A 19,633-nucleotide genomic window follows, 5' to 3' on the forward strand; every position below is an offset into this window, starting at 1 on the left:
ACACCGCTATCGATCCGTTTTGACGCTACTCTGCCCTCGAGGCACGATCACGGGCTGAACACTGACTGTCGAAGATGGTTCGATAGGTGGCGGTAGTGTATTTCGATTAGTCATCTGGACAATCATGATGTTCTCGGGTGCTCACTGAGATGGTATCTTCTGAAGTGTGCTTGGCCCACGCACCAGCGTATATACATTCATAATCAGGTACTACGACCGACTCCCAAGTGCCGTCTATCCAAACACGGATAGTCAATTCATCACCAATATTTGCCGGCAACCCCTCGTCTATGACCAAGGTAGTTGCCCTATCCGTATCAGTCCCGTCGAGCTCGTACGAATCCCAGAATACGACTTCATTGTCGGTCTCGAAATATACTTGAAATCGGACTGTGCGAGAACGTTGATTTATCAACTCAACAATTGCTACAGAAGTAGGTCGTGCTGAAGTATCCTGAAGCCGTTGACATCCTGCAATACTCGTTGTGATTCCGACGGATGCTGAGGCTAACACGCACCGGCGATTCATTACAAAATCATTCGGAACTGCAACTAAATAGTTTCTGACCACCGCAGTATTGGTGAATCCTATGGGCGGCTCGAATTGAATCGGCCACAGGAGTTGGTGCGTCTTCGTGGTCCCCTCCCGTGACAACAGTCGACCCGATCAGGCCAGGAAGACGTGCCGAGGCCGGTCGGCGAGGATGTCGCGACCGAACTCGACCGTCTCGCCGAACGCGTCGCTGCGGAAGAACGCCATGGCGTCCTCGCGGGAGTCCCAGCGGCTGGCGATGAACATGTCGTTTTCGTCCTCTTGATTGACCAGCAGATCGGTCTTGCGGTGGCCGTCCATCTCTGCAAGCAGCCCACCGACGTCGCCGAAGGTCCCGACGAAGTCCTCGCGGTGGTCGGGTTTGACGGTGTAGAACATCCCCATCGTCCCCCAGGAATCGCTGTCGTCATCGCCGGCCTGCCGGACGATATCCGGCAGATCCGCGAGGAAGCCGGCAGCCGTGTTCGCGGCGCGTTCGGTCTCCCAGAGGCTGACGATGGCGTTCTCGGTGTCTCCGCTGCCAACGGTACTCGGCTCGTACACCGCCGTCTTCACGTGCGTATCGTAGTGATCGAAGTTCGTTCGAAGCCCGTCGACCTCGTCGAACAGTTCGTCGGCGTCGGCCTCGGAGTAGAGGACGACCGCGTGGACGTCCTCGCCGTGTGGCTGGCCCGCGTAGACGCCGATCTCCTCGAGTTCGCTGCGGACGTCCTCGTCGTCGGAGCCAGGTCGGCCGCCGCCGCTCGAGTCCCCGTGGTGACCACCCGAATCCCCGTGGTGACCGCCGGATTCCGAGTCACCGTGGTGGTGGCCGCTCGAGTCCGATCCGCCGTGGTGATGACCGCCGTGAGCGTCGCCACCCTCCTGTGGAACCCGGTCGCCCGCGAGGTACGCGCCGAGGTTCTCGGGCGGGAAGCGCCGAGCCGAGAGGAACCGACCGAACTCGGCGAAGCGGGAACTCGAGGGATCGAACCGCATCTCGTAGAGCAGTTCTTTCACGTCGGTCGGATCGTCGCCGAACAGGGTGATGCCCCACTCGAAGTCGTCCAGTCCGAGGCTGCCGGAGATGATCTGGGTGACGCGGCCGGCGTACCCCTTGCCGATTTCGCCGTGGTTCGAGAGGTACTCCGCGCGCTCGTCGAACGGCAGTTCGTACCAGTTGTGGTCGGGACCGCGGCGCTTGCTCATCGGGTAGAAGCTGAGGAACTCCGCGTCCGGAATCTCGGGTTTGAGCCGTGATTCGATGTAGCGGGCCATCCCGGTGTCGTCCATCTCGGCGTCGTCGTCGAAGTAGTCCTGGGACATGTAGCCCGAGACTTCCGTCACCGAGAGGTAGGAGTCGGCTCGCTCGGTGAACTCGGCGAGCGCCGTGTGCTCGAACTGACGCTCGAGGGCGTCGATATCGCCGAGCGTCGGCCGCAGGTGGAGCACGAGCAGGTCGGCTTTGTGGCCGAGAACGGCGAACGTCGCCGAGTCGCCCTCGTCGGCGTCGGCGACGCTCTCGGCGGCGGTGAGGTAGTCGATACCCTCGTCGATCGCCCGCGAGCGACGCCGTTCCGGCGCGTCGCGCCAGGCGTCCCAGTCGATCGACCGGAAATCGTGCAGGACGTACCAGCCCTCTTCGGTCTGTGGCGGCTGCCGTCGTTCCATGTGCGCGGGTTGGGCCGGCGACGCTAAGAAGGACCGGGTTTCGCGACGAGGGGATTCTCGCCGCTCGGAGTCGAGCCACCGAACGCCGAGACCGTCCGTCTCAGCCGCCGCTCGGCAGCAGTGGATCCGACCGAAACCCTTTACGTACGGCGGTTTAAATCACGGGCTACATGCGGAAAAGTGGGCCGCCGAAAGGACTCATCGCCTATCTCGTTCTCGAACTCCTCGAGGAGAAACCGCGTTATGGCTACGAGATCTTAAAGGAGATTCGCGATATCAGCGGCGGTCACTGGGAGCCGTCCTACGGCTCCGTCTACCCCATCCTCTACAAGTTCGAGGAGAAGGGGTGGACCGAACGGATCGAGCGTGCGGACGAACCCGACCGGAAGTATTTCGAGCTGACAGAGGAGGGGTACGCGGAGCTCGAGACGCGCCGCGAGAGCTGTACCGAGAAGGCCCGGGACTTCGCCGACGTCATCCTCGGCTTTTTCCACGTCTACGCGGCGTTCTCGACCGACGAGCGGTTCGAGATTCCCGAACCCGACGGCGAGTGGCGGTTCGACGAAACGTTCAGCGAGTGGATCGTCGAGCAGGTCGTCCGCCACCACGAACACTACTTCGACACCGAGTTCGAACGGGTCGAGGCGACGCCAGACGAGTTTTACGAGCGCCACGGCATCGACGAAGACGTCGAGGCGGCGAAATCGGACGCGGACGACGACACGGAGACGGACGACGACGAAGACGTCGAGGCGGCGAAATCGGACGCGGACGACGACACGGAGACGGACGACGACGAAGACGATTAGCGTTCGACGAGGTCGAATCGAACCGTCTTGTCGACAGTACAATATCGTGACGACCGATCGTCAGTTCGAACCGAAGCCGGCCCACTTTTCCCGCACCGCAATACGAGGAACGGAGTGACGAGTCTGCGGTGCAGGGAAATGCAGCCGCGGAGATTCGAAGTAGACCAGACGCGCGCACCGGAGTGAGCACGACTGGGCGTGGTTCGAACCGAAGCCGGCCGACCGATTCTAGAGGAGGAACGGCAGGAACAACATCGTGAGGAAGCTGATGAGCATCGTCAGTCCGACGGTCGTCGTCACCGTCCGCACATGCCCGCGAGTCGTCTCGACCGGGAGTCTCGAGACGACGGCCTCAGTGCTCGTCCGCAGGATGTGCCCGCCGTCGAGCGGGAACGCCGGAATGCAGTTGAAGAAGCCGAGCTGGACGTTGATCCAGCCGGTCCAGAACAGGATGTTCGCGAGGATGAACACGGTGCTATCTCCGAGTACCGCGAGCGATCCCTGCACCTCGTAGAAGTTCTCGACGCCGCCGGTGAAGCCGGCGAAATTGAACGGCAGCAAGCCGACGACTCCGATGACCGGGAGCAGTATCGAGAGCCCGATCTTTCCGAAGAAGGAGTCGGCGACGCCGCCGTAGCTGCTTCCCTCGTCGCTGCCGAGAATCGAGAGATACTCCTCGGCGGGATAGAGCTGGACGCCGATATCGCTCACTTCGAAGCCGGACGTGCCGGGTGTGGGGCTGACGCCGAGGAACCCGGAGTCCTCGCGGGGATGGTCGCCGAGGGTTACGTCGACCTCCTCGCGCTCGCCGTCCAGATAGCCGACGACGGTCGCCTCGTCACCCGCCTCGGTTTCCGAGAGCAACGCGTCGAGGTCGTCGTAGGAGTGCGTTCGCTCCCCTTCGAAGGACGTGATGACGAACGTCTCGTCGGTCGGGCCGAGTGCCTCCTCGAGCGGGCCGTCCTCGACGACCCCGACCGCGGCGCCGATCGGCACCTCGCGCTCGCTTCGGTCGCCGTCCGCAGTGGCGATCGTCAGCGTCACGACCTCGTCGTCGCCGACAGTGTCGAGGAACTCGCGCTCGGTCACGACCGTCTCGCCGTTTACCTCGACGATTGCGTCGCCGGCGTCGACGCCGGCGGGACCGTTCTCCATCGCGGCGGTCACGAGCAGTGACCGATCGACCATGACGGTCCGCTCCCCGTCGAGTTCAAGTTCGACCTGTTGCCCGTCGTGGGCCTCGAGTCGGTCGGCGAGGTCGTCGTTCGTCTCGACGGGGTCGCCGTCGACGGCGGTGATTCGGTCGTTCGGTTCGACGCCCGCGTCGGCGGCGGGCGAGTTCGGCGCGACGCCGCCGACCGCGGCACCGGGGGCGACGGCGATGGCCCCGACGATCGGACCGAAAAGAAGCGCGAAGACGATGATCGTGACCGCGAAGTTGTTCGTGACGCCCGCCGCGAACATCCGCGTCTGGGCCCCTCTCGAGGCCTTCTTGCTACTCTCCTGTTCGGGTTCGACGAACGCACCGAAGGGGATGATCGCGAGCATGGCGACGCCCATCGACTTGATGCCGATGTCCTCGACGCGACAGAGCAGGCCGTGGCCGCCCTCGTGGACGACCAGCCCGACGAGGAGCCCGATGACGATGCCGGGCGTCGCCGAGAGCGGCAGGAAGTCGTTGACGCCGGGGAACGGAACGACGTTTCGGGGCTGCTGGACGCCGCCGGTTGGCTGAGGTGACGTGATCGCGGAGATAGCGGCAAGCAGGAGGAGGACGAACATCGCCACCATCACGACGATAGCGATGCCGACGCCGAGGTTGGCCCAGGCCCGCCAGAACCGCTTGGGCTTCGACAGTCGGTCGAGGAACTCCCGGCCGCGTTTGGTGTGGAACGTGAGAATGGGTCCCTGCGTCCCGACGTACTCCGGCAGCAGATCCGCTCGTCGGAGGGCGATGATCCCGAACCAGTAGACGAGCAGGCCGGCGACGACCCACGTGAGCGTCTCCGAGCCGTAGAGTTCGGGAACCGAGACGACAGCAGGGAAACCGTGATCCATTGGTCCTACTTCGGGGAGGGGTTCTCAAAGGGCTTTTGTCTATTCGACCGACCGAACCGGGTCGGTCGGGCTCACCGCTCCCGGCGCAACCGGGCGACGACGAACTCGCGGTCGACCTTCGCGAGGAACGAGCCGAGTTTCGGCCCCTGCTCCTCGTCGAAAAAGAGCCGATAGCCCGCAGTGAAGAAGTCGCCAACATCGACGTCGTGACGGCGCGCCGTCTCGTAGATCTCGCCCTGAATCTCGTCGGGTTCGTGACCCCCCTCGATGAAGTCGGCGAGTTCCTCGAGTGCCGCTTCCGTCGCCGCGTCGAACTCGTGATCGGGGATTTCGCTTCGCTTGAGTTCGTAGTCGAACTCGTTTTCGGTGCGTCGCGCCCAGTTTCTGGCCTGCTCGACGCGCTGGAGTGCTCCCTCGATCGCCCACTCGGGCGCGTCGTCCGGAATGTGACCTTCGCGGCGGGCGATCTCCTCGCGCAGGTTGGGATCGTCCGTCATCCCGAGCACGGCGGCGAAGGTGTAGGGGAGTCGAACGCGCTCCGCTCTCGGCTCCTCGACGACGAACGGGTAGACGCGCTTCGCGAAGGCCGTCTCGTCTTCGTCCGCGTCGATCTCGTCGAAGTAGATCGCCTCGAGGCGGTCGAACTCGTCGACCAACTGGTCGAGCCGTTCGATGCTGAAGTCCCGCGCCTTCGCGGGGTCCTTCGCGAAAAAGTAGCGCAGCACTTCGGGCTCGAGTAGCTCGAGCACGTCCGAGACGAGGATGACGTTCCCCTCCGAGGAGGAGAAGGGCTCACCCTCGAGGGTGAACCACTCGTAGACCATCGGGACGGGCGGCTCGATCTCGAGGACGTTGCGCGCGACGTCCTGTCCGCTGGGCCAGGAGCCTTCGGCGTGGTCCTTGCCGAAGGGTTCGAAGTCGACGCTGAGGGTCTGCCACTGGGCTGGCCACTCGAAGCGCCAGGGCAGTTTGCCCTCACGCAGCGTCGCGGTGCCCTCGTGGCCACAGCCCTCGATCGTTCGGTCGCCGGCGTCCATGTCGGTACACGTGTAGTCCACGGTCGGCGGCTCAGCGTCCAAATCGACGCTCGTCACGGTCTCCGTCACCTTCCCACACTCCGCACAGATCGGGTTGAACGGGACGTAGTCCTCGTCGACCTTGTCCTGGTACTCGGCGAGGACTTCGCGTGCGCGCTCGCGATTTTCGAGCACGAATCGAGTGACATCCTCGAGATCGCCCGACTCGTACAGTTCGGTGTTCGAGAGCAGTTCGATCGGGACGTCGACGGCGTCTGCGCTGTCCTGGATGATCGCCGCAAAGTGATCGCCGTAGGAGTCACAGCAGCCGAATGGATCCGGGATGTCGGTGTACGGCGCGCCGAGATTGCGTCCGAGCGCCCCCGCGTCGACATCGCCGAGGTCGACGAGGTTCCCCTCGAGATCACAGAGGGTGCGGGGAAGCTTTCGCAGCGGGTCGCGGTCGTCCGCGGTAAAGACCTGCCTGACCTCGTGGCCGCGATCGCGGAGCACCTCGGCGACGAAGTAGCCCCGCAAGAGTTCGTTGACGTTGCCGAGGTGGGGAACGCCCGACGGCGAGATGCCGCCCTTGACGACGATTGGGTCATCACCGGGACGGTCGGCCACGCGCTCTTCCACTCGATCCGCGACCGCATCCGCCCAGAAGGCGTGCCGTTCTGCATCCTCACGCTGGAGGGTGTACGGACTCTCGTCGCTCATTGGTCGTCCTGCGCCCAGTAGGTCGGTTCTTCGCCCGCACCCTCGGGGATGACGTCGGTGCCGTCGTGCTCGCCGTAGCGGACCGCACGCGAGATGCGGTCCGGATCGGTACCGTCGAGAACGATCGTTCGCATACCCGAGCGCTGGATGATCTTCGCCGCCAGCAGGTCGACGGGTGCCGACGCGCCGGCGTTCATCTCGAGGCCGGCGATGACGTCAACGAGGTCCGCAGCGGAGAGGTGGTCGTACTTCGTCGCCTCGGCGTTCTCGTTGGGATCGTCGCTGTAGACGCCGGGGACGCTCGTCGCGTAGACGAGCAGATCGGCGTCGACGTACTCCGCGAGGGCGGCGCCGACAGCGTCGGTCGTCTGGGCCGGTGCGACCCCGCCCATGACCGAGATGCCGCCTCGCTGGAGGGCCTCGCCGGCCTCCTCGTAGTCTTTCGCCGGCGCCGTCACCGAATCGCCGCCCAGCGCGGCGATAAGCAGGCGCGCGTTGAGTCGGGTGACATCGATCCCCAACTGATCGAGCTCGATCTCGTTTGCCCCCAGGTCGCGAGCGGCGCTGATGTACTCGCGTGCGACGCCGCCGCCCCCGACGACGGCACCGACGCGACAGCCGTCCGCGACGAGGTCTTCGACGACGGCTGCGTGTTCGGCTACCCGATCCGTCCCGAGTTCGGGCACGAGAACGCTTCCGCCGATAGAGACGACCACTTTCATGCTATCCCGGTGTAACCGGGTTGCTATCTTAAGGGTTGCCAACTGGGTGGCAGCGCGCGTGTCTCACACGAACACGGGAGCGAATCCCGAAGTGAATGGGGCAACCCGATCACGAGCGGGCACACCTCCCCGCGACGTGAATCGGCGTCGACAGCTACAAAGTCAGAGGGCACCTCGTTTCGAACATGTACGTACTCGGCATTTGCGACCGCGGGGCCGGCGACGACGCACGCGAGCGGGTCGTCAACCGGCTCGTCGATCGACTCGAGCGGGAGGGACGCGTCGGCGTCGTCAGGTACGACGCGACGATCGCCGACGGGATGCAGGCCCACGACTCGCTGACCCTCGGCGGCGACGTCAGCTACGACCTCGGCGCTGACGGGGACTGGACGGCCTCCGGAACCGGAATGACGATCGACAGTGTCGTCGATCAACTCGCGACCGACTGCGACTACGCCGTCGTCGTCGGCGTCGACGGGCTCCGCCACCCCACCGTCGTCGTCGGTACGGACGGTGAGACGGCGGCCACTTCAGCGGACGACGAAGACGGCGACCGCGTGATCGCCGCCGTCGAGGCGCCCGGCGACCTCGATCCGGACGCCGTCCTGGCCGCGCTCGAGGACTGTGATCCCCACGAAACGCTTGAATCGCTCGTCGACCGCGTCAAACGCTCGCCGAAAGCTGAGCTATCCGGTGCGATCGCCACCTTCACCGGTCGCGTCCGGGCGAAAGACGACGCGGACGACGCGCGCACCCAGTACCTCGAGTTCGAGAAGTACGAGGGGATCGCCGAGGAGCGCATGGCCGCCCTCGAGACCGATCTCGAGTCCCGCGACGGCGTTCTCGAGGTCGAACTCTATCACCGAACCGGCGTCGTCGAGGACGGCGAGGATATCGTTTTCGTCGTGGTGCTAGCCGGCCACCGCGGCGAGGCGTTTCGGACCGTCGAAGACGGAATCAACCGGCTGAAAGACGAGGTGCCGCTATTCAAGAAGGAAGTGACGGTCGACGACGAGTTCTGGGTTCACGAGCAATCGTAAGAGTATTGATTCCGTGAATGATTCGTTCAAAATAGGTCAAGCCTCTCGAAAAAGGATATTCTAATACCCGTGAGTGTTTCGACGGCGATAATAGATTAGCGGCGGTTTTAAAACGTTTCGGACGATCTAGACGCTCGAGAGAAGTTATCATTACCGAGAATAAAACGTCGATTACCCCCCAAATCCCTGAACACAAACGAAACGCCGCTAACCATCCTCCCTTTATAACATATTCCCCCCACAAGTGGTTGATGTCGATGAGCACGACAGCCCAACCCTCCACGGAAAGCAAAGAACGTCGCCTCACGAACTACCTGCGCAACCGCGCGGAAGACGGCGAGCTGTACTTCAAAGGCAAGTTCATCGCAGACGACGTCGGCATGTCCCCCAAAGAGATCGGCGCGCTGATGGTCAAACTCTCCGACTCGGTCAGCGACCTCGAGATCGAGAAGTGGTCCTACACGAGCGCGACCACCTGGCGTGTCGCCCCCGCCTGACGCAGATCGTGTCGATCGGTCACTCCGACCCCCGACGCGACGGATCTCCCACGATCCCCGCTACGCCCACCCCCAACCACACCCTGCGTGCCGACGCGGTTCGACTGCGAACCGGCACGGTCCCTGAAGTCCCCGCAGCACCCTTTCGGGTCGGCCACACCCTTCCGTCCGACCCGTTCGTTTCGAACCCGTAGTGCAACCCACAGTAGCCACTAAAAGTCACGACGGCGTTTCAATCGGTGTGTGAATCGTTTCAGTTGTTACTATCCCAGTCGGCGCTGCCGACGACAGGCGATTTATACGAGGAGGCCCTGAACCATCGATGATGGACGACGTCGACTCGTCCGAGTTCGGATCGGCGCGGACGGACGGCTCGTCGCTCGACGCCGGGCCGCCGCTCGAGCGCATCGAGTCCGTGTTTACGATCTACGAGATCCGAACCGAGGGCGATCAGCTGATCTACTACGGCGATCCGCGGGTACATCCCGAGGAAGCGATGCGCGAGCTGTGGCCCGCGTTCCGAAAGGCGGGCTACGATCCGCAGCTGACCACCCGGTACGGCGAGTATGTGCTCGTCGCCGAGCCGATCGACCTCGGCATCAACGGGATCCCGTGGACGAACGTCCTGTTGTTGCTGGCGACGGTCGTCTCGACGCTGTTTGTCGGCGCACTTTGGTGGTACCCCCAGCTCGATCCGTTGTCGGATCCGATGGTAATGGTCCAGGCGTGGCCCTTCTCGCTCGCGATTCTTGGGGTACTCGGCGTCCACGAACTGGGCCACTACGTGATGAGCCGCTATCACGAGGTCGACGCCTCGTTACCGTACTTCATCCCCATCCCGACGATCATCGGGACGATGGGTGCGGTGATCAAACTGAAAGGACAGATGCCCGACCGGAAAGCGCTGTTCGATATCGGCGTCGCCGGCCCGCTCGCCGGACTGGTCGCGACGGTCGCCGTCGCGATTATCGGGCTGCACATGCCCCCCGTCACCGTTCCGGAACCGCTCCTCGAGGAGGCTGACGGGAGCGGGTTCCGACTCGGGATCCCGCCGATGCTCGAGTTGCTCGCGTGGGCGGTCGACCAGCCGATGTACGCCGACGACCCGACGCGAAACGTCAACCCGGTCGTCATCGGCGCCTGGGTCGGCATGTTCGTCACCTTCCTCAACCTAATTCCGGTGGGCCAACTCGACGGCGGGCACATCCTTCGAGCGATGGCCGGCGAGTTCCACGCGCTCGTCAGCACGATCGTTCCGACCGCACTGATCGCGCTCGCGGGCTACCTCTACTTCGTCGGCGGCTACGGGTTCCAGTCGGTGTTCATCTGGATTTTGTGGGGGATCCTGACCGCCCTCTTCGCCTCGGCGGGGGCGGCCCGTCCGGTCACCGACGAGCGACTGGACACCGGCCGACTCCTCGTCGGCATCCTCACGTTCGGACTCGGTGCGCTCTGTTTCATGCCCGTTCCCCTCGAGATCATCCAGTAGCGAACCCCAGCTCTGCTATCAGTGCGTGTAGCCGCGATCCTCGAGCGCCTCGCCGTCCATCGTGATTCCGCTCTCGCGCGCGGTGACGGTGCCGATCACCGATAGATCGACCGCGAGTGCCGACTGTACGGTCTCGACTGCGTCCTCGGGTAGCGTGACCACCAGCTCGAAGTCCTCGCCGAAGGTCGTCGCGCGCTCGAGCGCCTCGTCGTCGGTCGCGGCGACGTCGAGTAACGCATCGTCGATTGGAATCCGATCGGCGCCGATCTCGAATCCGCAGTCGCTAGCGTCGGCGAGTTGGTGCAACGAGCGGGCGAGTCCGTCGCTGGAGTCCATCATCGCGGTCGCGTGGGGCGCGAGCGTTCGGCCGGCCGCGACCCGCGGCTCGAACCGGAACAGGTCGTTCGCGCGCTCGAGCGCGTCCGGATCCTCGCGACGGGTCCCGCGCTCGAACAACTCGAGTGCGGCGGCGCTGCGGCCCAGCGTGCCGGTGACGCAGACGCGGTCGCCGGGGGTCGCACCGCTGCGGTAGACGGGGTCGTCGGTGCTGCCGATCGCGGTCGTCGTCACGGTGAACTCGTCGTGGCCGTCGAGGTCGCCGCCGACGTACTCGCTGCCGACGCGTTCGCAGACGTCGCTCGCGCCGCGTACGAACGCGAGTAGCTCCTCGGCGTCGAACTCGGGGGCCGCGTAGGCCGCGACGGCGGCGGTCGCTTCGGCACCCATCGCGGCGACGTCCGAGAGCGAGGCTCCGACGGCGCGCCAGCCCGCCGTGTAGCGGGTCGTGCCGGCCGGAAAGTCCGTCCGCTCGTGGAGCATGTCCGTCGTGATCACGAGCCCGTCGACGACGGCGGCGTCGTCGCCGGCAGCCTCGAGTTCGCGTTCTAGCAGCGCCAGCGCGGCGCGTTCGTCCATACCGTCCGTTTCGAGTCCAGCACGAAAAACGATCCGGGCTGGGGCCGTGAGAGTGAAACCGACCTCGGCCCGGGGGACGAGCCTAGACTCCGCCCCCGCGGAACCCGCAAAATCCGTGTACACACTCCGCACGCACCGCGACACACCGGCAGAATACGATGGCCTTAAATGCCGCGGACGGAAACCACACGCCAATGGCTACGATGTACGACGTTCCGGCGGACGACCTCATCGAGGCGCTCGCCGACGATCTCGAGGAACGGCTCGACGAACCCGACTGGGGTAAGTTCGTAAAGAGCGGTGTCGATCGCGAACTCCCACCGGAACAGGAACAGTTCTGGGCGACCCGCGCCGCGAGCCTCCTGCGCAAGGTCTCCGACCGCGGCCCCGTCGGCGTCGAGCGACTCTCGACGGAGTACGGCGGCGGCAAGACCTCGAACCGTTACCAGGTCGCCCCTGACAAACGCGCCGACGGCTCGAAGAACCTGATCCGCACCATCCTCCAGCAGTTAGAGGAAGAGGATCTCGTCGAGACCGCCGAGGGTGAGGGCCGACGCATCACGCCCGCGGGCCAGAGTCTCCTCGACGACACCGCCGGAAACGTCCTCGAAGAGCTCGACCGTCCGGAACTCGAGCGCTACGCGTAACGACGCACCCGAGACCGGCTTTTCTCACCGAACGTTCCCTCGAGCACCGGCAGTCGTGCATCTCCTCCGTAATCATTTTCCACCGTGGAACACAACAGTAGCCTATGAGTGGTTCACCCGACGAGGAGAAACTCGAGGAGCTCCGACAGAAGAAGATGGAGCAGCTACAGGAACAGGCCGAGGGCCAGCAAGGCCAGGCCGGCGCCTCGCAGGAAGCGGCCCAGCAGCAGGCCGAAGCCCAAAAGAAGGCCCTTCTGCGTCAGTACCTGACCGACGACGCCCGGAAACGGCTCAACACGGTCAAGATGAGCAAGCCCCAGTTCGGCGAGCAGGTCGAGCGACAGGTCGTTACGCTGGCCAAAAGCGGACGCATCCAGGGGAAAATTGACGACGACAAGATGAAGAAGCTCCTCCAGGAGTTAAAGCCCGACTCGAAGAGCTTCGACATCACGCGTCGCTGATGAAGCTCGGGGTTCTCTACAGCGGCGGCAAGGACTCGACGCTCGCGGCGCTGCTCTTAGCGGAGTTCTACGACGTCACCCTCGTCACGGCCCACTTCGGCGTCAGTGACGACTGGACTCACGCCCGGGAGACGGCCGCGGCCCTCGACTTCGAGTTCGAACGCCTCGAACTCGATCCCGACGTCGCCCGGGACGCCGCCGGGACGATCCGCGAGGACGGCTTCCCCCGAAACGGTATCCAGCAAGTTCACCTGCACGCCTTAGAGCGGCTGGCCGAACGGGAGTACGACGCCATCGCGGACGGCACCCGGCGCGACGACCGGGTCCCCACGGTCTCGAGGGCACAAGCCCAGAGCCTCGAAGACCGTCACGAGATCGATTACATTGCCCCCCTGTCGGGGTTCGGACGGACCGCGGTCGATCGGCTGGTCGAGACGGAACTCGAGGTCGTCGCCGGCCCGAGCGAGGAGATCGACCGAGCCGACTACGAGGCGGAGCTGCGGGCGATCATCGCCGACGAAGCCGGTCCCGGTGCCATCGCGGAGTGTTTCCCAGATCACACGCAGACGTACGTGACGGGCGTCCTCGAGTAGGCCTCGGTCGGTCAGGCCCGAGCGTTTCGACCACCCGCTCGGACTTCGACCACGCGTTCGAGCTTTGTTGGAGTGGTTTGGCCCACTCGAGTGGGTCAAGGCCCTGTTTCGTTTCCACGGAGCCGTCTCCGTGCACGCGACCGGCGGGCGAAGCGTGACAGTTCCTGTGGGAGTCGCCGATATTAATCTATTTGTGACTATCGGACGGTTTCGAAATATGCCCACGGAACAGTTGACGGCGACCGACAGCGAGTTTCTCACCGGGCGGCTGGCGACGACCGTGCTCGCAGTCGGATACCTGGCCGTCGGAATCGGGTTCTGGGTCGGGCTGCTAACGGGCTGGTTTCGTTTGCTCGTCGCCGTGCTCGCCGGGACGGTCGTCCTCGTGGCCGTCTCGCTGTATATCGCCGTCAAACGAGAGGGACTGGTAACCGCCGAAAACAAGCTCTTCGCCGCATTCGCTCTGCTTGCAACCGGGCTACTGGTCGCACTCCTCGAGTTCACCGCTGCCTCGGAAGGAGTCGTCTTCGCCCTCTGTCTCGCCGTCGCCACCGTTCCACCGTACCTGATTCTGCACTACACCGGTTACGGCCGATCGACGTGACGAACGGACCTGTAGAATGGCGGCGCGATTGACACACGATGGCGCTAGCGAGTGAACTCGAACCGCGCGCCGCCCGCCTCGCTCTCGGTGACCGCAATCGACCAGCCGTGAGCGTCGGCGATGGCGCGGACGATTGCCAGTCCTAGCCCCGAACCGTCCCTCGCGGTCGAGTACCCCTGCTCCAGAATTTTGGTTGGAGGGAGGCGTCGACTTCCTTCAGGTGGTCGGCGCTACCGGTCCGAAACGCCGCGTCGAGCCGACCGTGCGCGACGCTAAGCGGGTTCCGAAGGTCGTGGCTCACCACGCTCACGAACTCCTCGAGACGGTCGCTCTGGCGTCGCGCCTCGCGGGTCGCCGCCCGCTGTTTGCTATCGAAAACGCCGGCGACGGTGCCGGCACCGACGCCCATCGTCCCGCCCATCAACAGTAAGTACAGCGGCGCGTGAGCGCCGGTCCCCTCGAGGTAGGCGATGTAGAGGTGCAGCGCCGTTACGATGACGGCGGCGAGAAAGCCGCCGAGCGCGTAGGCGAGGACAACCGCCGTCGCGGTCACGAGCGGGAAAACGCTCTCGAGGAGCGCCTGGCTCGAGGCGCTCTCGCCGGCGATTCGGACGCCGATCGTGGCCGCGAGGACGAATCCGAGGGCCGACACCGGCGAAACCGGAAGCCAGTCGCCGATCTCGGCGACCCAGTCGTCGTCCGCGATACGTTGCACAAGGCCACTCTCCATCCAGAAAGATGTCAATTTACAGGGTGGCCTCAGCGCGTCCGGGGTGGAAATAACCGTCGGGAACGCCGTACGAAAGGGGTGGCTACCGCCATCGGCGCCCCAGCCGTTCGGGAATAACAGGATAGAAGTTCGCGGTGCCCGAACGGACGAGCATGTACGACCGGATCAAGGGCTTTCGTGACTTCTATCCCGGCGAGATGGCCGCCAGACGGGCGACCATCGACGTCGTAGAGGACACCGCTCGCGGCTACGGCTTCCGCGAGATCGGGACGCCGGCCTTAGAGCGCGCCGAGCTGTGGACCGACAAGAGCGGCGACGAGATCGTCGACGAACTCTATTCGTTCGAAGACCAGGGCGGTCGCCACGTCACGCTCACGCCGGAGTTGACGCCGACCGTCGCGCGGATGGTCGTCGCGAAACAACAGGCGCTCTCGAAGCCGATCAAGTGGTTCTCGACGCGGCCGTTCTGGCGCTACGAGCAGGTCCAGCAGGGCCGCCAGCGTGAGTTCTACCAGACCAACGTCGACATCTTCGGCTCCTCGGAGCCCGAAGCCGACGCCGAGATTCTGGCGTGGGCCGCCGACGCGCTGACCGGGCTCGGCCTGACGGGCGAGCAGTTCGAATTCCGCATCTCCCACCGGGACATTCTGGGCGGCGTCCTCGAGAGCTACGATACCGAGGTCGACACCGAAGCCGCGATCCGCGCGGTCGACAAATCGGACAAGATCTCGCAGGTGGAGTACCACGACCTGCTGATCGGCGCCGGGCTGACGGCCGACCAGGCCGCCGAGTTCGACGACCTGATCGCGGGCGGCGACCTCGAGGACGTCGAAGCGTTCGCCGACACCGAGCGCGTGACCGACGCCGTCGAGAACCTCCAAAACGTGCTCGCCGCCGCAGAGGACTTCGGCGCGCGGGAGTACTGTACGATCTCGCTCGAGACGGCGCGCGGACTCGACTACTACACCGGCGTCGTCTTCGAGTGCTTCGATTCGACCGGGGAGGTCTCGCGGTCGATCTTCGGCGGCGGCCGCTACGACGACCTGATCGAGAGCTTCGGCGGCCAGCCCACGCCCGCGGTCGGCGTCGCGCCCGGCCACGCCACGCTGTCGCTTTTGTGCCAGCGTGCGGGCGTCTGGCCCGAGGAGGAAGTGACCACGGACTACTACGTCCTCCAGATCGGTGACACGCGGACGGAGGCCGCTCGGATCTCCCGGGAGCTTCGTGAGGCGGGGCACGTCGTCGAGACCGACGTCGCCGGTCGATCCTTCGGCGCACAGTTGAATTACGCCGACTCGATCAATGCCGAAACCGTCGTCATCGTCGGCGAGCAGGACCTCGCAAACGACGAGGTCACGATCAAAGACATGGAGTCGGGCGACCAGACGCAGGTGCCGGTTGATTCCTTCCCCGGCGACCTCGAGCGGCCGACGTTCGACGATCTCGAGTAGGCACTCCCCGGCTGCCGGTCGCCGATCTCGAATAGGCACCCCTTTGTCAGTCGACAATTCCGAGCGGGCCTGGTCAGCTCGAGAGTCACGTGGGTGGAATCGTCCGCAGCCGATCCCTGTTCTTCGGCAGCGACTACCCGTGTTCGCGACGGTTCCAGAAGTCGTGACGCGCCGATAGCGTCGAGAGCGAGCCGTTCGATCGGGCCATGGCTGTCTCGACTTAGTGGTCGATCATCGCCCGGTTGAGATCGGTGCTCGAGTCCTCGTCCGCTCGTCGCTCCCACTCACACGCCGCACAGTACGCGATCGGCACGGTCGGTGATTCGGTGTCGATCGACTCAACGATGGGCCTTGACATAGACGGACGTTATGCTGCGAATCTCGCCTGCGGCGCTTCGCGTTCGGCTCCACTGCAGCCCCCAGCGTTAACTACGGCGTCGGCGTAGCACGCCCGATGGCCGACAGCCGACCGAACGTCCTCTTCGTCCTCACCGATCAGGAGCGATACGACTGTAGCGCCCCCGACGGGCCGCCGGTCGAGACGCCGACGTTGGACCGGCTCTCGAGCGAAGGCGTGCGCTTCTCGCAGGCGTTTACCCCGATCAGCATCTGTACGAGCGCCCGCGCGTCGCTCATGACCGGGCAGTTCCCCCACGGACACGGGATGCTCAACAACAGCCACGAGGCCGACGCGATTCGGCCGAATCTCCCACCCGAGATGGAGACGTTCTCCGAACTGCTGGCCGAGGGTGGTTACGACCTGAGTTACACTGGAAAGTGGCACGTCGGCCGCGATCAGACGCCCGAGGACTTCGGCTTCTCGTATCTCGGCGGCAGCGACACACACCACGACGACATCGACGACGCGTTCCGCGAGTACCGCGAGGAGCGCGGCGTGCCGCTCGGCGAGGTCGATCTCGAGGAAGAACTGTACACCGGAAGCGATCCTCGAGACGCCAGCGAGGGGACGTTCGTGGCCGCCAAAACACCGGTCGATGTCGAGGAGACCCGCGCGTACTTTCTCGCGGAGCGGACGATCGACGCGATCGAAGCCCACGCCGTGGGCGGTCGAGCGGACGGCGAAACCGACAGCGGGAGCGACGACGCACCCTTCTTCCACCGCGCGGACTTCTACGGCCCGCACCACCCCTACGTCGTCCCCGAACCCTACGCCTCGATGTACGATCTCGAGGCGATCGAACCGCCAGCAAGCTACGCCGAGACCTTCGAGGGCAAACCGCAGGTCCACGAGAACTACCTGCACTACCGCGGTGCAGACGGCTTCGACTGGGACCACTGGGCCGAAGCGACCGCGAAGTACTGGGGGTTCGTCACACTGATCGACGACCAACTCGAGCGGGTTCTCGAGGCGCTCGAGGAGTACGGACTCGCGGACGAGACGGTCGTCGTCCACGCCTCTGATCACGGCGACTTCGTCGGCGCTCACCGCCAGTTCAACAAAGGACCGCTGATGTACGATGACACCTATCGGATCCCATTACAGGTGCGCTGGCCCGGCGTCGTCGAGCCAGGAGCGGTCTGCGAGGCACCCGTCCACCTTCACGATCTGGCGGCGACGTTCCTCGAGATGGGGAATGTGGCGGTTCCGGACAACTTCGACTCGCGGAGTCTCGTACCGCTGCTCGAATCCGGCGGCGATCCGGACGCCGTCTCTGGGGGATGGCCCGACTCCGTTTTCGCGCAGTACCACGGCGACGAGTTCGGACTCTACACCCAGCGGATGGTCCGAACGCGGCGGTTCAAGTACGTCTACAACGGGCCGGATGTCGACGAACTGTACGATCTCGAGGGCGACCCCGCCGAACTGCAGAACCTGATCGACCACCCCGAGTACGGCGAGGTGCGCCGGAAGCTGCGCGAGCGATTGATCGAGTGGATGGAGAAGACAGAGGACCCGAACCAGGGCTGGGTGCCAGACGTGCTCAGAAACGCGTCGTGACGATATCCGGAGAAACGATCGTCCACGTCGATCACCGGCTATCCACGTCCATTACTGACTTTCCACATGTGGTGGCGCGCGCTGTCGACGGACCCGAACGCGGTGAGGGTCCGTCTACGATATTGCGCGAGGGATGAGCGAGTGCAACGAGCGAATCGGTTGGGGAGGACGTGGCGCTCATCGTTGCCAGTATGAGAGTCGTTCGAGTCCCTCGTCCGTTGCTCTAATCCGACTCGAGTCGTTACTAGCCGTTCCAAACCCAGCTGAGATGACCGTTCACTCGAGAAGGAGACGCTCCCGTTCGAACCGACCCGCACCCTCGTCCTCCCGCCAGCGCCACGACCCGACCGCTAACGGCTCGAGCGAGACGATCAGATACGATCGATCGGGCCAGGTCGCCTGCGCTTCGTCAGTCGCGCTGGGTCGCGATGGCCCCCGCGGATGGGAGTGATAGAAGCCGACGATCTCCTCGCCGCGGTCCTCGAGTTCCTCAAAAATCTCGAGTTGAGCCTCGGGATCGATCCGATACCGCGTGCGCGGCGTCTCGGCGACGTTTTCGGCGGTATACTGCGAACGAACGCGGCTCCGGCCGTCGGGGGCGGGGTCGTACTCGCCGCCGAAGATCCCGCAGATCTCCTCTGGCTGGCCCTCACGAGCACGCTCGAGGATCCGATTTCGAATCGCGGTCGGGACGACGAGTTCGTGTGGTGAACTGCTCACGGTTTCGGCTCTGCGTTCGCTCCGCGTCGGTCCGTCAGGGTCTCGAATGGGACGGCGACCTCCTCGAGCGCAACTGGCGGCGCTCCCTCGTCGAACAGTTCGGGCTGGACGATCGGTGCCAGCGCCTCGAGGGTGTCCACCAGCCGCGGCCCCGGCCGGTTCAGGTAGTGGTGACCGTCCATCGCCCAGACGCGGCCCTCCCGAACCGCTGTAAGGTCCTCCCAGCCCTCGCGCTCGGTGAGATCCGCCGCATTCTCGGCGGTCTGTGTGAGGCCGAAGCCACAGGGCGCGACGACGATCAGTTCGGGATCGTACTCGCGAATATCGGTCCACTCGCGAGGCCTCGAGCGCTCCCCCGGATCGGCCAATCCGTACGTCCCGCCGGCCCACTCGACCAGGTCGGCCGTCCAGTGGCCCGCGATCATGGCGGGGTCGGTCCAATCGAAGATGGCGACGCGCGGGCGTTCAGCGGGCTCGAGGTCGGCGGTTCGGTTTCGAACGGCGTCGATTCGCGACTCGAGGTCGGCACGGACCTCGCGGGCGCGGTCCTCGCGGCCCGTGGCGCGGCCGATTCGCTCGAGGTCGGAGAGCACGTCCGCGACGCTGTGGGGGTCGGTGGTGATGATTTCGGGGTTCGCGTCGATCTGCTCGACGGCGTTCTCGATGACCGCTTCGTCGACCGCACAGACGTCACACATCCCCTGGGTGACGATCAGGTCCGGCTCGAGGTCCTCGAGGAGTTCGGTGTCGACGCTGTAGACGCCCGCTTCGGAATTGTCGAGCACCTGCTGGTCGATCTCGCCACTCGAGGCCTCGGCGTCGATTCTCGAGGCGGTGACAGACGGGAGATCCTCGACACCGGGTGGGTAGTCACACTCGTGGGAAACGCCGACCGGCTCTATGCCGAGCGCGGCCACGGTCTCGGTCGCCGAAGGGAGCGTCGTGACGATTCGCATGGATTCACGGTAGGTCACGCACGGCAAAAAGGGCCCTCCCTC

Annotated in this window: 19 protein-coding genes and 1 pseudogene; 10 read left to right on the plus strand and 10 right to left on the minus strand. The window is 64.7% G+C overall.

What is annotated here, in order from left to right:
* Window positions 1-667: 667 nt before the first annotated feature.
* A complete protein-coding gene (locus NATTI_RS0111285; protein WP_006089544.1) occupies window positions 668-2,203 on the minus strand; it encodes a heme-binding protein in 1,536 nt (511 codons plus the stop codon).
* Window positions 2,204-2,373: 170 nt separating this feature from the next.
* Here NATTI_RS0111285 and NATTI_RS0111290 point away from each other — a divergent pair, with 170 nt between their 5' ends.
* Entirely contained in the window at window positions 2,374-3,012 is a 639-nt protein-coding gene (locus tag NATTI_RS0111290; protein ID WP_006089545.1) for a PadR family transcriptional regulator, read from the plus strand.
* 228 nt (window positions 3,013-3,240) lie between these two features.
* Here the strand turns inward: NATTI_RS0111290 and NATTI_RS0111295 are convergent, their stop codons facing one another.
* The 3 genes from NATTI_RS0111295 to pyrH all read right to left on the minus strand — a co-directional run bounded on the left by NATTI_RS0111295 (window position 3,241) and on the right by pyrH (window position 7,528).
* On the minus strand, window positions 3,241-5,070 hold the full coding sequence (locus NATTI_RS0111295) for a site-2 protease family protein (RefSeq protein WP_006089546.1): 1,830 nt from the start codon (window positions 5,068-5,070) through the stop codon (window positions 3,241-3,243).
* Between the two features lie 71 nt (window positions 5,071-5,141).
* The gene (lysS, locus tag NATTI_RS0111300; RefSeq protein WP_006089547.1) at window positions 5,142-6,806 is read right to left on the minus strand and encodes a lysine--tRNA ligase; all 1,665 of its coding nucleotides are present in this window, start codon (window positions 6,804-6,806) and stop codon (window positions 5,142-5,144) included.
* Window positions 6,803-7,528 carry a UMP kinase gene (pyrH, locus tag NATTI_RS0111305; RefSeq protein ID WP_006089548.1) on the minus strand — a complete coding sequence of 242 codons (726 nt, stop codon included), beginning with the start codon at window positions 7,526-7,528 and terminating at the stop codon, window positions 6,803-6,805. Before pyrH ends, lysS begins: the two co-directional genes overlap by 4 nt.
* Before the next feature lie 185 nt (window positions 7,529-7,713).
* On the opposite strand from pyrH, the gene NATTI_RS0111310 reads away from it, so the two are divergent.
* The 3 genes from NATTI_RS0111310 (at window position 7,714) to NATTI_RS0111320 (ending at window position 10,554) form a co-directional block, all read left to right on the plus strand.
* Window positions 7,714-8,568, plus strand: coding sequence for a molybdopterin synthase (locus NATTI_RS0111310; protein WP_006089549.1), 855 nt, complete (start codon window positions 7,714-7,716; stop codon window positions 8,566-8,568).
* Between the two features lie 251 nt (window positions 8,569-8,819).
* Window positions 8,820-9,065 carry a DUF7123 family protein gene (locus tag NATTI_RS0111315; protein WP_006089550.1) on the plus strand — a complete coding sequence of 82 codons (246 nt, stop codon included), beginning with the start codon at window positions 8,820-8,822 and terminating at the stop codon, window positions 9,063-9,065.
* Between the two features lie 325 nt (window positions 9,066-9,390).
* Window positions 9,391-10,554, plus strand: coding sequence for a site-2 protease family protein (locus NATTI_RS0111320; protein WP_006089551.1), 1,164 nt, complete (start codon window positions 9,391-9,393; stop codon window positions 10,552-10,554).
* Window positions 10,555-10,572: 18 nt separating this feature from the next.
* On the opposite strand, the gene thiL is transcribed toward NATTI_RS0111320, so the two are convergent.
* Window positions 10,573-11,469, minus strand: coding sequence for a thiamine-phosphate kinase (gene thiL, locus NATTI_RS0111325; RefSeq protein ID WP_006089552.1), 897 nt, complete (start codon window positions 11,467-11,469; stop codon window positions 10,573-10,575).
* Between the two features lie 194 nt (window positions 11,470-11,663).
* Between thiL and NATTI_RS0111330 the strand changes: the two genes are divergently transcribed.
* The 4 genes from NATTI_RS0111330 (at window position 11,664) to NATTI_RS0111345 (ending at window position 13,774) form a co-directional block, all read left to right on the plus strand.
* Window positions 11,664-12,116: a 30S ribosomal protein S19e gene (locus NATTI_RS0111330; protein ID WP_006089553.1), complete on the plus strand. Its 453-nt coding sequence runs from the start codon at window positions 11,664-11,666 to the stop codon at window positions 12,114-12,116.
* Between the two features lie 104 nt (window positions 12,117-12,220).
* On the plus strand, window positions 12,221-12,577 hold the full coding sequence (locus tag NATTI_RS0111335; RefSeq protein WP_006089554.1) for a DNA-binding protein: 357 nt from the start codon (window positions 12,221-12,223) through the stop codon (window positions 12,575-12,577).
* Window positions 12,577-13,170: a DUF7411 family protein gene (locus tag NATTI_RS0111340; protein ID WP_006089555.1), complete on the plus strand. Its 594-nt coding sequence runs from the start codon at window positions 12,577-12,579 to the stop codon at window positions 13,168-13,170. Before NATTI_RS0111335 ends, NATTI_RS0111340 begins: the two co-directional genes overlap by 1 nt.
* Window positions 13,171-13,387: 217 nt before the next feature.
* Window positions 13,388-13,774 (plus strand): hypothetical protein, encoded by a 387-nt coding sequence (locus NATTI_RS0111345; protein ID WP_006089556.1) that lies wholly within the window; start codon window positions 13,388-13,390, stop codon window positions 13,772-13,774.
* A gap of 44 nt (window positions 13,775-13,818) precedes the next feature.
* On the opposite strand, the pseudogene NATTI_RS27410 reads toward NATTI_RS0111345, so the two are convergent.
* Window positions 13,819-13,965, minus strand: a pseudogene (locus NATTI_RS27410) (ATP-binding protein); the annotation flags it as partial.
* Complete coding sequence (locus NATTI_RS0111350; RefSeq protein WP_241434295.1) at window positions 13,917-14,489, minus strand: integral membrane sensor signal transduction histidine kinase; 573 nt, start codon at window positions 14,487-14,489, stop codon at window positions 13,917-13,919. The gene NATTI_RS0111350 and the pseudogene NATTI_RS27410, both read right to left, overlap by 49 nt.
* 167 nt (window positions 14,490-14,656) lie before the next feature.
* Here NATTI_RS0111350 and hisS point away from each other — a divergent pair, with 167 nt between their 5' ends.
* On the plus strand, window positions 14,657-15,955 hold the full coding sequence (gene hisS, locus NATTI_RS0111355; RefSeq protein WP_006089558.1) for a histidine--tRNA ligase: 1,299 nt from the start codon (window positions 14,657-14,659) through the stop codon (window positions 15,953-15,955).
* Between the two features lie 220 nt (window positions 15,956-16,175).
* Here the strand turns inward: hisS and NATTI_RS26060 are convergent, their stop codons facing one another.
* Window positions 16,176-16,313 carry a hypothetical protein gene (locus NATTI_RS26060; RefSeq protein ID WP_019991824.1) on the minus strand — a complete coding sequence of 46 codons (138 nt, stop codon included), beginning with the start codon at window positions 16,311-16,313 and terminating at the stop codon, window positions 16,176-16,178.
* A gap of 96 nt (window positions 16,314-16,409) precedes the next feature.
* On the opposite strand from NATTI_RS26060, the gene NATTI_RS0111365 reads away from it, so the two are divergent.
* The gene (locus NATTI_RS0111365) at window positions 16,410-17,915 is read left to right on the plus strand and encodes a sulfatase-like hydrolase/transferase (RefSeq protein WP_006089559.1); all 1,506 of its coding nucleotides are present in this window, start codon (window positions 16,410-16,412) and stop codon (window positions 17,913-17,915) included.
* Window positions 17,916-18,191: 276 nt separating this feature from the next.
* Here NATTI_RS0111365 and NATTI_RS0111370 read toward each other — a convergent pair whose 3' ends face one another.
* Complete coding sequence (locus NATTI_RS0111370) at window positions 18,192-18,635, minus strand: desampylase (RefSeq protein WP_006089560.1); 444 nt, start codon at window positions 18,633-18,635, stop codon at window positions 18,192-18,194.
* Complete coding sequence (locus NATTI_RS0111375; RefSeq protein ID WP_006089561.1) at window positions 18,632-19,591, minus strand: cobalamin-binding protein; 960 nt, start codon at window positions 19,589-19,591, stop codon at window positions 18,632-18,634. Before NATTI_RS0111375 ends, NATTI_RS0111370 begins: the two co-directional genes overlap by 4 nt.
* Window positions 19,592-19,633 lie beyond the last annotated feature (42 nt).

It is taken from the genome of Natronorubrum tibetense GA33 (assembly GCF_000383975.1).
Taxonomy (GTDB): Archaea; Halobacteriota; Halobacteria; order Halobacteriales; family Natrialbaceae; genus Natronorubrum; species Natronorubrum tibetense.